Annotated in this window: 10 protein-coding genes; 3 read left to right on the plus strand and 7 right to left on the minus strand. The window is 74.4% G+C overall.

The window, feature by feature from the left end:
- Nucleotides 1–184: 184 nt before the first annotated feature.
- Nucleotides 185–595 carry a hypothetical protein gene (locus ACFVVU_RS18395; RefSeq protein ID WP_380688070.1) on the plus strand — a complete coding sequence of 137 codons (411 nt, stop codon included), beginning with the start codon at nt 185–187 and terminating at the stop codon, nt 593–595.
- Nucleotides 596–659: 64 nt separating this feature from the next.
- Here ACFVVU_RS18395 and ACFVVU_RS18400 read toward each other — a convergent pair whose 3' ends face one another.
- Nucleotides 660–2,039: a serine hydrolase domain-containing protein gene (locus ACFVVU_RS18400; protein ID WP_380688068.1), complete on the minus strand. Its 1,380-nt coding sequence runs from the start codon at nt 2,037–2,039 to the stop codon at nt 660–662.
- Between the two features lie 252 nt (nt 2,040–2,291).
- Here ACFVVU_RS18400 and ACFVVU_RS18405 point away from each other — a divergent pair, with 252 nt between their 5' ends.
- Together ACFVVU_RS18405 and ACFVVU_RS18410 are read left to right on the plus strand one after the other, a co-directional pair.
- Entirely contained in the window at nt 2,292–3,974 is a 1,683-nt protein-coding gene (locus tag ACFVVU_RS18405) for a carbohydrate binding domain-containing protein (RefSeq protein WP_380688066.1), read from the plus strand.
- A 157-nt stretch (nt 3,975–4,131) separates the two neighbouring features.
- The gene (locus ACFVVU_RS18410) at nt 4,132–5,445 is read left to right on the plus strand and encodes a YhgE/Pip domain-containing protein (RefSeq protein ID WP_387790916.1); all 1,314 of its coding nucleotides are present in this window, start codon (nt 4,132–4,134) and stop codon (nt 5,443–5,445) included.
- A gap of 67 nt (nt 5,446–5,512) precedes the next feature.
- On the opposite strand, the gene ACFVVU_RS18415 is transcribed toward ACFVVU_RS18410, so the two are convergent.
- The 6 genes from ACFVVU_RS18415 to ACFVVU_RS18440 form a co-directional block, all read right to left on the minus strand.
- Nucleotides 5,513–6,856 (minus strand): M1 family metallopeptidase, encoded by a 1,344-nt coding sequence (locus ACFVVU_RS18415; RefSeq protein WP_380690293.1) that lies wholly within the window; start codon nt 6,854–6,856, stop codon nt 5,513–5,515.
- A gap of 160 nt (nt 6,857–7,016) precedes the next feature.
- A complete protein-coding gene (locus ACFVVU_RS18420) occupies nt 7,017–11,033 on the minus strand; it encodes a Pls/PosA family non-ribosomal peptide synthetase (protein WP_387790918.1) in 4,017 nt (1,338 codons plus the stop codon).
- 370 nt (nt 11,034–11,403) lie between these two features.
- Complete coding sequence (locus ACFVVU_RS18425; RefSeq protein ID WP_387790920.1) at nt 11,404–12,282, minus strand: NmrA family NAD(P)-binding protein; 879 nt, start codon at nt 12,280–12,282, stop codon at nt 11,404–11,406.
- 106 nt (nt 12,283–12,388) lie between these two features.
- Nucleotides 12,389–12,862, minus strand: coding sequence for a hypothetical protein (locus ACFVVU_RS18430; protein ID WP_387790921.1), 474 nt, complete (start codon nt 12,860–12,862; stop codon nt 12,389–12,391).
- 136 nt (nt 12,863–12,998) lie between these two features.
- Nucleotides 12,999–13,520 (minus strand): MarR family winged helix-turn-helix transcriptional regulator, encoded by a 522-nt coding sequence (locus ACFVVU_RS18435; protein WP_387790923.1) that lies wholly within the window; start codon nt 13,518–13,520, stop codon nt 12,999–13,001.
- A 130-nt stretch (nt 13,521–13,650) separates the two neighbouring features.
- Nucleotides 13,651–13,854 carry a hypothetical protein gene (locus ACFVVU_RS18440; RefSeq protein ID WP_380681942.1) on the minus strand — a complete coding sequence of 68 codons (204 nt, stop codon included), beginning with the start codon at nt 13,852–13,854 and terminating at the stop codon, nt 13,651–13,653.
- Nucleotides 13,855–14,072 lie beyond the last annotated feature (218 nt).

The raw sequence follows: 14,072 nt of genomic DNA on the forward strand, positions 1-14,072 counted from the left end.
ACCCGTATGTCTCTCCAAGTCGGCTGGCATCCACGTTGCCGTTCGGCGGAGCGCAGATGTGCACCTGCTGAATGCGACCACGCGACGTGTGCGGGACACCTGTTGGGCACCGGCGCGCCGCCCTATCCTCCGCTGCATGGGGTGGATTCCGGGGGCGGGATTCTGGCGAGGAATCGCCAGTGACATGACAGGCGTGCTGAGGTGCCAGGCGGCGGCGACGGCGGGGCTCACCGTCGTCTACCTGCTGGCCAGGGCGGTGGGACTGGCACCCTCGCCGTGGTGGTGCCTGGTGGTGGCGATGGCGCTCGCCCTGCACCTGGTCGGCGAGCGCTGCTGGGAGGACGACCGCCGACCGCGGGCCGCGCTGGTGGCGCTGGGCGTGGCGCTGCTGGTCGCCGTGGCGCCGTACCTCCTGATCGGGGTGGCGGCCGGCTGGGCGGAGGCGCAGGCGGCGGACACCTACGCCTCGGGCGCGATGGCGGGTGGGCTGCTGCTCGCCGGGTACGTGGTGCGCGCCGTGCACGCGCTGCGCAGCGGCGCCCGCCCGCCCGGCCCCGCCGTCGCCCCGGCGCCCGGCCGGGGCACGGGCGGGTAGTGGGACGGATCGGGGCCGGGCGGGCGCCGGGGTCTCGGCCGGGCCGAGGGACGGTCGGGTCAGGTCAGTAGGCCTGCCAGCCCTGCGGGTCGAGGCCGCCCGGGATGACCTCGGCCGGCCCGTAGGGCGCGCGGGTGAGGACGAAGGAGCCGATGTCCAGATGGCTGACCGAGCCGTCGGCGGCCCGCACCACGCGCAGCGTCTCGCCCGCGTAGTAGTCGTCGAGCCCGGTCCAGGTGCCGTCCTCCTCGGGGCGGAACCGGGAGCCGCGGCCGCCCTGGCCGAGCACCGAGAGCTCCAGCGCACGCCCGGCCGTCAGCCGCAGGACGTGCGGAGCGGCGCCCCAGTACCAGGGGCCGGTGAGGGCGAGGAGCTGCTCGTCGACCTCGGGCAGCGGGCGCCACGGCTCGGGGAGGCGGGGCTCGTGCTGCGCGGTGATCGCGATCAGCTCGGCGGCGACCAGCGGGGTGCGGGAGCCGTGGGTGGCGTTGGCGAAGGCGATCGCGGCCAGGCCGTCGGCCTCGCTGACCCACAGTCCGGCGGTGAAGCCGGGCATCGAGCCGCTGTGCCCGAACAGGGTGCGGCCGTCGTGCCGGATCAGCTGCAGGCCCAGGCCGTAGGTCTCGGTCCAGTCGTCGGTGTCCGGCGCGACGGCGGGGCGGCGCATCTCGGCGACGGTGTCGGCGGACAGCACCTTCGGGTCGCCGTCGGCCAGGAAGGCGGCCCACTTGGCGAGGTCGGCGGTGGTGGACCAGAGCTGGCCGGCCGGGGCCATCAGACCGGCGTCGTTGAGCGGTTCGGGCAGCAGGACGTCGGCCCAGGGGTGGACGGCGAAGCCGCCGGCGTGCGGGTGCTCCGGGAGCAGGGTGGTGCGGTCCATGCCGAGGGGTTCGAGCACCTCGCGGCGCAGCACCTCGCCCCAGTGCTCGCCGCGCAACCGCTCGACCAGGGCGCCGAGCAGCGCGTAGGTGGGGTTGGAGTAGTGGTGCAGCCGCCCGGCGGGGTGGCGCCGGGGCCGCTCTTCCTCCAGCAGGTCGGCGAGGGCGGGCCGCAGCGTGCCCTCGGTCCGCTCCCACCAGGGGCCGGGGGTCTCGCAGGCGAGGCCGGCCGAGTGCGAGAGCATCTGGGCGACGGTGGCGCCGTCGGCGGGGGTGCCGGGCAGGTGGCGCTCGACCGGGTCGGCGAGGTCGAGCAGGCCCTCGTCGCGCAGCCGCAGGACGAGCACGGCGACGAAGGTCTTGGTGATCGAGCCGATCCGGTACTGCACGTCGGCGGTGGGAGCGTGGCCGTCGACCATGCTGCGGGCGCCGTTCCAGACCGGCCGCCCGTCCCGGACCACGGCGGCCACCATCGAGGGGGCGCGGCCCTCGCTCTGGGCGACGGCCAGGCGGTGCAGCAGCGCGCGGCGGGTGGTGGGGAGCAGTTCGTCGGACAGGTCGGTCATCTGATCCTCTGACATGGTGCGGTCGGGTTCGGTCGGGTTCGTTCCGCGGTGCCATGGCACAGCGGCCCCAACCTAGTTCGCTCCGGGCGCGTCGTTCCACCCATTTTCTCCCGACCGGTTCCGCCACTTCCGCCACTTCCGACACTCCGGCACCGTCCGTCCGGCGGACATCACTTGACATGAGCAATTGGTCCAGTCCATTTTGGGGCCCTCCCCGCACCTCCACCCCCACACCCCCACTGGAGGTCATCGGTGCACAAGCGCACCCGACTGCCCGCCGCCGGCGCCGCCGCGCTGCTCGCGGCCGCCGCGGCGTTCACCGCGCCCACCGCCGCCCACGCGGCCGACCAGCTCACCAACGGCGGCTTCGAGACCGGCACACTGTCCGGCTGGAGCTGCTCCGGCGGCCTCGGCTCGGTCGTCACCACCCCCGTGCACAGCGGCGGCAAGGCGCTCGCCGGCGCCGCCACCGCGGGCGACACCGCCAAGTGCGTGCAGACCGTCGCGGTCAAGCCCAGCACCACCTACACGCTCTCCGGCTGGGTCCGCGGCAGCTACGTCCACCTCGGCGTCACCGGCGGCGGCTCCGCCTGGACCTCCGCCGCCGACTACAGCAAGCTGAGCGTCTCCTTCACCACCGGAGCCACCCAGACCAGCGCCGAGGTCTACGTCAACGGCTGGTACGGCCAGGGCACCTACTACGCCGACGACATCGTCCTCGACGGCCCGGGCGGCGGCACCACCCCGCCGGTCGACACCCAGGCCCCCACCGTGCCGGGCAACCTGCGCGCCACCGGAAAGTCCGCGACCAGCGTCACCCTGGCCTGGGACGCCGCCACCGACAACGTCGGCGTCACCGGCTACGACGTGTACCAGGGCACCGCCAAGGTCGCGACCGCCACCGGCACCACCGCCACCGTGCCCGGCCTGAGCGCGTCCACCGCCTACACCTTCACCGTCAGGGCCCGCGACGCGGCCGGCAACACCTCCGCCGCCTCCACCGCCCTGGCCGTCACCACCGACGCCAACGGCGGCGGCCCCGCCCCGAGCGGCTTCAAGCAGGCCGCGCCCTACCTCTACAACGGCTGGGGCAACCCGCCGGCCGCCACCACCGTCATGAACGCCACCGGCATCAAGTGGTTCACCCTGGCGTTCGTCCTGGCCCAGAACGGCTGCAACCCCACCTGGGACAGCCAGCGGCCGCTGCTGAACGGCGTCGACCAGGCCACGATCAACGCGGTGCGCGCGGCCGGCGGCGACGTCGTCCCGTCGATCGGCGGATGGAGCGGCAACAAGCTCGGCCCCAACTGCGCCACCACCGCCGACCTCGCGGCCGCCTACCAGAAGGTGATCGACGCGTACGGCCTCAAGGCGATCGACGTCGACATCGAGAACACCGACGAGTTCGAGAACACCGCCGTCCAGGACCGGATCCTCGGCGCGCTCAAGATCGTCAAGCAGAACAACCCCGGTCTGCGCACCATCGTGACCTTCGGCACCGCCACCACCGGCCCGACCTACTACGGCAACCGGCTGATCGAGCAGGCCAAGGCGCTCGGCGCGGACATCGACGTCTTCACCATCATGCCGTTCGACTTCGGCAACGCGTCCACCGACATGTACGCCGCCACCGTCAGCGCCTCCGAGGGCCTGAAGACCAAGCTGAAGTCCGTCTTCGGCTGGGACGACGCCACCGCCTACGCGCACATGGGCATCTCCGGCATGAACGGCCTCAGCGACACCGGTGAGATCACCAGCGTCCAGAACTGGACGGCGATCCGCGACTGGGCCAACAGCCACCACCTGGCCCGGATGGCCTTCTGGTCGGTCAACCGCGACCGCGGCTGCCCGGGCGGCGGCCAGCAGGAGACCTGCTCCGGCATCGCCCAGAACGACTGGCAGTTCACCTCCGTGACGGCCGGCTTCACCGGCTGACGCACCCCCGGCACGGACCCGGTCCGGCCCCTCGGCGGAGGGGCCGGACCGTACCGCTGCCGCCGTACGGGCGGGTGACCCCGGCGGCGTGGCGCCGACCCGCGGAAGCGCTGCGCTCCTAGGGTCCGTCTGACCGCCGACCACCCCACGGAGCGTCATGCCCTCCCACCGCGAGCCGAGCCTTCCCGAGCCGCGCCGGCCCGAGCCGCCCGCCGGCGTCAAGGCCCGCCGGGTGCTCCGCAACCCCAGGGTCTGGGCCGTCCCGGCCGTGCTGGTCGGCCTGCTCAGCCTGCTGATGTCGCTGCTCTACCTCGGCGGCATCCTCGACCCCCGCGGCGATCTGCACCACCTGCCGATCGCCCTGGTGAACAGCGACCGCGGGGCCGAGGCCGGCGGGCAGCCGCAGAACCTCGGCGAACAGCTCGTCACCGGCATCGCCACCGCCCCCGGCCAGGGGGACGCCGTCTCCTGGCGGCGGCTCGACGAGGCCGAGGCGAAGCGGCAACTGGCCTCCGGCAAGCTCTACGGTGCGCTCCAGGTGCCGCCCGAGTTCACCGCCACCGTCGTCGCCCTCCGCGGCGCGAGCGCCACGCCCGCGCGCCCCACCGTGATCCAGTACACCAACCCGGGCGTCGGCAGCCTCGGCTCCTCGATCGCCGCCCAGATCGGCCAGCAGGCCGTCCACCAGGCCTCGCTGTCCCTCGGCACCCGGCTCACCGCGCTCCCGCAGGCCCAGGGCCTGGACGACGCGGCCCGGCTGCTGATCGCCGACCCGATCGCCCTCAGCACCACCGTCGGCCACCCGATCGGCAACCGCAGCGGACTCGGGCTCTCCGCCTTCTACTACACCCTGCTGCTCGTCCTGGCCGGTTTCTTCGGCGCCAACATCATCGGCAACGGCGTCGACGTCGCGCTCGGCTACGCCGACAACGAGATCGGCCCCTGGCGGGCCCGCCACCCGGTCGTGCCGATCAGCCGCACCAGCACCCTCGCCGTGAAGAGCGTGATGTCGGTGGGCCTGTCGCTGCTCACCTCCTCGCTCATCATGCTGGCCGGGGTGGTGATCCTGGACATGGACGCCGCGCACCTGCCGCTGCTGTGGATCTTCTCGGTCTGTGCCAGCAGCGCGGTCGGCCTCGGCGTCCAGGCCATCAACGCGGCCTTCGGCGGCCTCGGCCTGCTGGTCAGCATGTTCGTCTTCATCGTGCTCGGCCTGCCGTCCTCCGGCGCCACCGTGCCGCTGGACGCCCTGCCGGCCTTCTACCGGTTCCTCGCGCTGTTCGAGCCGATGCGCCAGCTCACCGACGGCGTGCGGGCCATCCTGTTCTTCGACGCCCAGGCCGACGCCGGCCTCACCCGGGCCTGGATCTGGATCGGCATCGGCACCGTCGCGGCCCTGCTCTTCGGCTTCGCGATGACCCGCTACTACGACCGCAAGGGCCTGCACCGCACCGTGCCCGAGCTCGCCTGAGCGCGGTCCGCCGCACCGGGGCCGGGCGCGGGCCCGGTCACGGTGCGGCGGACCGCGGAAGGCCGGGTCAGCCCGCCGGCAGCGGCGGCAGCTCCGGCCGCCACAGCCAGGCCTCGAACAGCTCGTCCAGCGGCCCGCGGGCGTACCGGGCGGCATGGGCGCGGAAGTCCGCCGTGGTCACCACCCCGTGCCGGTGGAACGACGCCCAGTCCTTGAGCATCCGGAAGAAGGCGGTGTCACCGAGGGCCAGCCGCAGCGCGTGCACCACCAGGCCGCCGCGCTGGTACAGCCGGTCGTCGAACATCAGCTTGCGGCCCGGATCGGCCAGCCGCAGGTCCTGCGGCAGCCCGGCCAGCAGCCGGTGCGCGAACGCCGCCCGGGCGCCCGCCGTCGGCCCGCCGGAGCGCTCCGACCAGAGCCACTCCGCGTACTTCGCCAGCCCCTCGTTCAGCCAGATGTGGCTCCAGTCGCCGATCGACACGCTGTTGCCGAACCACTGGTGCGCCAGCTCGTGGGCCACCAGCCGCTCCCGCTCCCAGCCGCCGCCCAGGTGGTTGGTGCCGAAGGTCGCCACCCCCTGCGCCTCCACCGGGACGTCCAGCTCCTCGTCGGCGACCACCACCGTGTACTCGCCGAACGGGTACGGGCCGAACACCTCCCCGAAGTAGGCCATCATCTTCGGCTGGCGCCCGAAGTCACCGGCGAACGCGCCCGCCAGCCGCTCCGGTACGTACCCGGTCTGCGGCACCTGCGGGTGCTCGGCCAGCACCACCGGCCGGTACTGGCCGATCGAGACCGTCACCAGGTACGTCGAGGTGGGCGCGGACTGCTCGTACACCCAGGTGGTGCTGGACGAACCGGTGGTCCGGGTCAGCAGTCGGCCGCCCACCACCACCGTGTACGGGGACGGCGTGGTGACCGCTATCTGGTAGGTCGCCTTGTCCGCCGGCCGGTCGTTGCACGGGAACCAGGACGGCGCGCCGATCGGCTGGCTGGCCACCAGGGCGCCGTCGGTCAGCTCCTCCCAGCCCAGGCCGCCCCAGGGGCTGCGCACCGGCCGCGGGTTGCCGGTGTAGTGCACGTCGACGGTGAACGCCGCCCCCGCCGCCAGCGGCTTCGGCGGGCGGATCCGCAGCTTGCCGGCCCGGTGGGTGTAGCGGGCCGCCTTGCCGTCCACCAGCACCCGGCCGATCCGGAAGTCGGCGAGGTCCAGCGCGAACTCCGTCAGCGCGCTCACCGAGACGGCGCTCAGCCGGGCGGTGCCGCCCAGCCGGTTCGGGCCGGGCCGGTAGTCCAGCGCCAGCTCGTACCGGTGGACCCGGTAACGCGGGTCACCGCTGTTCGGGAAGTAGGGGTCCGGCGGGGCGGCGGGCTGCGGGGGCTGCGGGGACTGCGCCGGGCGGGGGTTCACCGGGTCGTACGCTCCTGGAAACACGGGACTGGGCAGGGGACGGGGCTGGACGGTGGCTGGACGGTGGCTGGACGGGCGGGCTCGACGCGGACACGGACAGGGACGGGGACGCCCGGGGGCCGGACGGGGCGAACCCCGGCCGGCCCCCGGGGGACGGCGGTCAGGAGGTGGCCTGCCACACCTCGATCGGGTTGCCGAGCCACCGGCTGTCGGCGGGCACGGACTCGGCGCGCATCACCAGCGAGGCCGGGCCCAGCGTGCTGCGCGCGCCCACCGTACTGCCGGGCAGCACGATGCCGCCGGGCCCCAGGGTGGCGCCCTCGCGGAGGACGACAGTATCCATCCGCATGATCCGGTCGTGGAAGAGGTGGGTCTGCACCACGCAGCCGCGGTTGACCGACACCCCGTCCCCGAGCGTCACCAGGTCCGCCTCCGGCAGCCAGTAGCTCTCGCACCACACGCCGTGCCCGACCTTGGCGCCGAGCGCCCGCAGCCACAGGTTCAGCACCGGCGTACCCGGCACCGCGCCCACCAGCCACGGCACCGCCAGCACCTCCACGAAGGTGTCCGCCAGCTCGTTGCGCCACACGAAGGAGCTCCACAGCGGGTGCTCCACCGCCCGGAACCGGCCGACCAGCAGCCACTTCGCGGCCACCGCGACCGCGCACGCCGCCGTGCCGGCCGTCAGCAGCAGCGCGCCGGACAGCAGCGCCGCCGCGAGCGGGGACCACTCGGTGGAGAGCCAGGACAGCGCCGCCAGCGTCAGCGCGCCCAGCGCCCCCGAGGCCACCACCGGCAGCAGCCGGGCCACCTCGACCAGCCCGCGCGCCCACAGCAGCCGCGCCGGCGGCTCGTAGGTCAGGCTCTGGTCCGCCTGGTCGGCCGAGCGCGGCAGCCGCACCGGCGGCATGCCCAGGTACGAGCCGCCCTTCTTGGCCTTCTCCGGCGTCGCCGACAGCACACCCACCAGGCCGCGCTTGGGCACCGAACGGCCCGGCGCGGTCATCCCCGAGTTGCCCAGGAACGCCCGCTCGCCGACCTTCGCCTCACCGAGGCGCACCCAGCCGCCGCCCAGCTCGTACGGCGCCATCAGGGTGTCGTCGGCCAGGAACGCGCCGTCGCCGACCGTGGTCAGGCTCGGCAGCGCCAGCACCGTCGACACCTCGGCGTGCTTGCCGACCCGCATGCCCAGCGCCCGCAGCCACACCGGGGTCACCAGACCCGCGTACAGCGGGAAGAGGACCTCCCGGGCCTGGTCCATCAGCTGCATGACCGTCCACGCCTGCCAGCCGACCCGGCCGTGCAGCGGGTGGACGCCCGGCTTCAGACCGATCGACAGCAGCCGCACCGCCGCGACCAGCTGCGCCGCGTACACCACCCCGAACGCCAGGGTGGCCGGCAGCAGACCGAGCAGGGCGCCGCCGAGCGCGCCGCCCAGACCGTCCGCCGGGTCGACGAACGGGGCGAGCACGGCCAGGCCGGCCACCGCCGGCAGCAGCGGCAGCAGGCTCAGCGCCGTACCGCTCAGCCCGTACAGCGCGGACCAGCGGGCCCGGCGGACCGGGCGCTCCTTGGGCCAGGTCCGCTCGGCGCGGCCCAGCTTGACGGCGGGCGCGCCGCCCCAGCGCTGACCGGTCGGGACGTGCCCGGTGACGCTGGAGCCGGCCACCACCTGGGCCCGCTTGCCGACCCGGGCGCCCGGCAGCAGCGTCGAGCGGGTGCCGACCACGGCGCCCGAACCGACCTTGAGCTGCCCGACCTCCAGCCGGTCGCCGTCCAGCCAGTAGCCGTTGAGGTCCACCTCGGCCTCCACGGCGCAGCCCCGGCCCAGCTTGAGCATGCCGGTCACCGGCGGCAGCGAGTGCAGGTCCACCTCCTCGCCGACCTTGGCGCCCAGCGCCCGCGCGTAGCGGACCAGCCAGGAGCCGGAGAGCGAGGTCGCGCCGCTCACCTCGGCCAGCCGCTCGGCGGTCCACAGCCGCAGGTGGACGCCGCCGCCGCGGGGGTAGCTGCCCGGCCGCAGGCCGCGCAGCAGCAGCCGGGCGCCGCCGGCCGCGATCGCCAGCCGGCCCGCCGGGGTGAACAGCGCCGCCGCGCCCGCGCCGACCGCCCACCAGGAGGCGGTCGGCGCCCAGGCGAAGCCGTCCAGGTGGGAGAGCAGGTTGCCGAGCGCCAGCAGGGCGACCGTCCAGCGCAGGCCCACCACGGTGAACAGCGGGATCAGCAGGAGCAGCTGCAGCAGCTTGGCGCGGGTCGGCACCGGTTCGACCGTCCGGGCCTCGCCGGTGTCGGCCGCGGTGCGCTCCAGGTGGCGGGCGAGCTTGCGCAGCGTCGGCTGCTGGTAGATGTCCAGCACCGCCGCGTTCGGGTAGCGGGTGCGCAGCAGGGTGGTCAGCCGGGCGGCGGCCAGGCTGCCGCCGCCGATCGCGAAGAAGTCCTCCCGGGGGCCGCTCACCGGCACGCCGAGGATCTCCGTCCACTGCTCGGCCAGCCAGGCCTCGGTGCCGTAGAGCTGCTCGGTCGGCCCGGCGGTCTCCAGATCGGGCAGCGGCCAGGGCAGCGCGTTGCGGTCCACCTTGCCGGAGGTGCGGGTGGGCAGGGTGTCGACCGGCGCGAGCAGCGGGACCAGCGCGGCCGGCAGCTCGGCGCGCAGCCGCTGCACGGCCTGCTCGCGGTCCCAGCCCTCGCCGGTCACCAGGTAGCCGACCAGCAGCTGGTTGCCGCCGCGCGCGGTGCGCACGGCCGCGGCCGCGCCGGCGACACCGGGCAGCGCCTGCAGCGCCGCGTCCACCTCGCCGAGCTCGATCCGCCGGCCGCCGAGCTTGATCTGCTCGTCGGCGCGGCCCAGGAAGAGCAGGCCCTCCGGGTCGGCCTGGACGAGGTCGCCGCTGCGGTAGGCGCGTTCCCAGCCCATCGAGGGCAGCGGGGCGTACTTCTCGGCGTCCTTCTCCGGGTCCAGGTAGCGGGCCAGGCCGACGCCGCCGATCACCAGCTGGCCGGTGCCGCCGGGCGCGACGGGCTCACCGGCCTCGTCGACCACGACGAGGTCCCAGCCGTCCAGCGGCAGGCCGATCCGCACCGGGCCCTCGCCGGTCAGCAGCGCGCCGCAGGCGACCACGGTGGCCTCGGTGGGGCCGTAGGTGTTCCACACCTCGCGGCCCTCGGTGACCACGCGCTGCACCAGCTCGGGCGGGCAGGCCTCGCCGCCGAAGATCAGCAGCCGGACCTCGTTCAGCGCCTCGGCCGGCCAGAGCGCGGCCAGCGTCGGCACGGTGGAGACCACGGTGATCTCCTGCTCGGCCAGCCAGGGTCCGAGGTCGGCGCCGGAGCGCACCTGGGAGCGGGGGACCGGTACCAGGCAGGCGCCGTGCCGCCAGGCCAGCCACATCTCCTCGCAGGAGGCGTCGAAGGCGACGGACAGGCCGGCCATCACCCGGTCGCCGGGGCCGATCGGCTCGTCCTGGAGGAAGAGCGCGGCCTCGGCGTCGACGAAGGCGGCGGCGTTGCGGTGGGTGACGGCGACGCCCTTGGGGCGGCCGGTCGAGCCGGAGGTGAAGATGATCCAGGCGTCGTCCGCCGGGGTGGGGCGCTGCGCGGCCGGGGTCTGGTCGGCGAGCGGCTCGCGGGCCGCCCCGACGGGGGTGAGTACGCGCTCGGCGCCGAGGACGGCGGCGACGGCGGCCTCCTCGAAGACCAGCTGGGCGCGCTCGTCCGGGTCCTCGAAGTCCACCGGGACGTAGGCGGCGCCGGCGGCGAGCACCGCGAGGACGGAGACGTAGAGGTCGTTGGTGCCGGAGGGCACGCGCACGCCGACCCGGTCGCCGCGGCCGATGCCGGCGGCGGCGAGGCGGCGGCGCAGCTGCTCGACCTCGGCGGCCAGCGACCGGTAGCTGAGCACGGTGCGGCCGTCGTCGAGGGCGGGCTCGGCGGGGTGCTGCCGGGCGGTCGCGTCGAGCACGTCGACCAGGGTGCGCGGGGCGGCGGCGGGGCGGCCCGGGTAGCGGGCCTGCTTCTCGGCCTGCTCGGGCTCCGCGGCCTGCGCGGGCCCCGGGGTCTGCTTGCGCAGCTCGGCCTGCGCGGGCTGCTGAGCCGGCTCGGCGGGCGGCGTCGGGGTGGCGGCCGGGGTCTGCTCGGTCGCGGCGTCCGGGCGCGGTTCCCGGCTGGGTTCGGCTGTCATGGCTGCCGTGTGCTCCTTGTCCTCGCCCCGTCCCGATCGATGTCCGACCCTTGGGGGCTGTGGGAGCACTCGCCTGTCCGGGTGACCCCACTCCGGGGCCGGAGCGGACAACCCGACTGATGGTAGCCCCGGGTGATGAACGAAGGTTCGACCAATGCTCCGCCCAACTGGCCCGCAAGTGGCCGAATCTGACGGAGCATCAGCTCACAACTGAGGCTTCGTGGGTTGCATGTGACGACCTGTCAGTCGTTTTGACGGTCCGTCAGGTCGATTTTCCGACCGTGACCCATGCCACACCGGATGCTGCTCCTTCGGGGTGACGGGCCCGCCGCGCGGGGGTGCGGCGGGCCCTGCGGGGTGGTGCGGGCGGTCAGCGGAGGGGGTGGCGGAACCGGTCGAGGTGCTCCTGGAGGAACGCCTCCAGGGTACGTGGGGACCGTCCGATCAGCCGGGTGGCGGCGTCGTCCGGGGCCTCCGGACGCTCGACGGCGAGCCGCTGGATCTCCACCACGTGGGCGGCCAGCCAGTCCGGCATCCCGGCCCGGGCGACCAGGTGGGCGCGCAGTTCTCCGGGCGGCAGGTCCACGTAGGCCACCGGCCGGCCGAGCAGGGCGCCCAGCAGTCCGACGAGTTCCGGGTAGCTGTAGGCCCGCCCGCCGGTGAGCGGGATGCTGCCGCCGGCCACCTCCGGACGGGTGAGCACGGCGGCGGCGACGTCGCCGATGTCCCGGCAGTCGACGTAGTTGCAGCGGGCCGTGCCCATCGCGCCGTGGATCAGTCCGGCCGCCGCGATGCCGGGGGCGAGCAGCAGCAGCTTCTGCATGAACGCGTAGGGCCGCAGCACGGTGGCGGTGACGCCGTGGGTGCGCAGCCGTTGCTCGATCAGGTGGTGGCCGCGGGAGACCGCGACCGGGGAGTCCGGCTCGGCGGCGGGCGCCGAGACCTTGACGATGTGCTCGACCCCGGCCTGTACGGCGAGGTCGACGGCGAGCAGCTCGTGGTCGACCTGGCGCGGGCCGTTGGCCATGGTCAGGAAGAGCTGCCTGGTCCCCTTGAGGGCGTCACGCAGCGACTCCGGGTCCTCCGCGTCGGCGGCGACCGGCTCGACGAGCGGGCGGGTGCGCCCGTCGAGGCCGGCCGACAGCCGGCCGGGGTCACGGCTCAGCGCGCGGACGGGTACGCCCTGGGCGGTGAGGCTGCGCAGGGTGGCGCCGCCGGTGGCGCCGGACGCGCCCATGATGGTGATCATTCCGGGTCTCTCTCTTCTCGGGAGGGTGCTTGGTGTGCTCGGTGTGCTCGGTGTGCTGTGTGTCGGGGTGGCGGGGGTCCGTGTCGGGCCGGGTCAGCGGGCCGGGTCAGCGGGCCCGGCGGCGCCGGGGGAGGCTGCCGCGCCAGCGCCAGGTGATCGCGGTCCCCGCGATGGCGGCGGAGACCGGCAGGTCGAAGCGGAGCCGTCCCGGCCACGGGCTGTCGGCCAGGGCTGGGATCCGCGGCAGCCACTGCGCGCCGGCCAGGCCGACGGCCAGCGCCAGCGCGGCGGCGCCGAGGCCGAACGCGAGGGCGAGCAGCGGGCGCGGCCCGCGCTCCGCCCAGGAGCCGGGCGGGCGGCGGCGGTGCCGAACGCCGACCAGGGCGGCGACCAGGGCGGAGGTGCCGGCGATGGTGCTGACGGCCGCGATCTTGAGCTCCGTCTGGCCGGTGGCGAAGCCGCCGATCCCGGCCATGACGGCGGGCGCCGCGTAGGAGACGAGCACCTCGCGCCAGAGGACGAAGGGTGGCGGGGCGGCGGTGGCCGGAGCGGCCGGCTGCTGGTGGACGGTACTGGGCATGGATGGCTCCAGAGTGATTAGGCAACTAACTATAAGTGCTAAGGAGGCTAACTATCCGGGTGTGAAGGGCTTCGCCGGTGGCCGTGGCCGGTCCGGTCTCTCGGGCGGGGTGGGTGGGTGGCCGGGTGGCGGGTGCTCAGTCGTCGGTCAGGGCGGTCATGCCCTCGACCAGCCGGGCCAGCAGGTCGAGGAAGACCGCGCGCTCCTCGATCGTGAGGCCGCTGACCATGGCCTGCATCCGCTCGAAGTGCTCGGGTGCCATCTCGCGCAGCCGCAGGGCGCCGCGCGTGGTCAGCACCACGACGTTGCCCCGTCCGTCCTCGGTGGACGGGCGCCGGGCGACCAGGCCGTCCCGTTCCAGTCCGTCGACCAGGCCGGTCACGGTCGCCCGGGAGACTCCGAGCGAGGCCGCCAGCTGCGAGGGCGACTTCTCGCCGCCGTGGTCCTCCAGTTCGGCCAGCAGCCGGTAGCGGCCGGTGGACAGGCCGAAGCGCGCGAAGTGCGCTTCGCCGGCCTGGCCGAGCCGGGAGCCGGCGGCCATCAGCCGCGCCGCGACCAGAACCGCCTGCGGGTCGGCCGACAGGCCGTACCGGGAGAGCTGCCGACGGGCCTGGTCGAGCGTGGGTGCGCCGTTTCCGGCCTCGTGCTGCTGAGCCATGGAAGTAATATGGCGGCTAACCATATTCGCCGTCAAGCCGCCCGCCCGCCCGTGCGGCGGCCCGTCCGTCCCCCGGTGGCGCGCCGCAGCCCCTCCCCGTGGCACGGGGAGGGGCTGCGGTGGTCGCCGGCTAGCGGAGCTGCTGGCCGGCCCGGTAGTGCGAGAGGTAGACGCCGAGGCTGGTGACGGCGAGGGTGCCGACGCTGAGCGCGGCCGTGATCGTCTCCTTGTGGTGCTCCAGGAAGTCCTCGATGCTCGCGAACAGGCCGTGGTGGTTCTCGGTCTCCAGGTGGACGTCGCCGTGCGGGGTGACGATCGTGTACTGATAGGCCATGACTGCCTCCCGGTTCCGGATTGCTGGTGTAGCGGCTCCCCGGCCAGGGGTGGCCGAAAACCGGCCTCCGATGCGGTACGGCCAGATTCACCGGTGCGCAGTGATCGGAACGGACCGGTCGGTCTACGCATGGGAACCCCGGCCGGGTGGCCGCCGTTGGAGTGTTGTCGCGGGTGGCTGAAATTCGCCTACATACTTTCATATTGATTCGTACTGGA

Origin of the sequence: Kitasatospora sp. NPDC057965 (assembly GCF_042887135.1) — a bacterium.
Lineage (GTDB): Bacteria > Actinomycetota > Actinomycetes > Streptomycetales > Streptomycetaceae > Kitasatospora.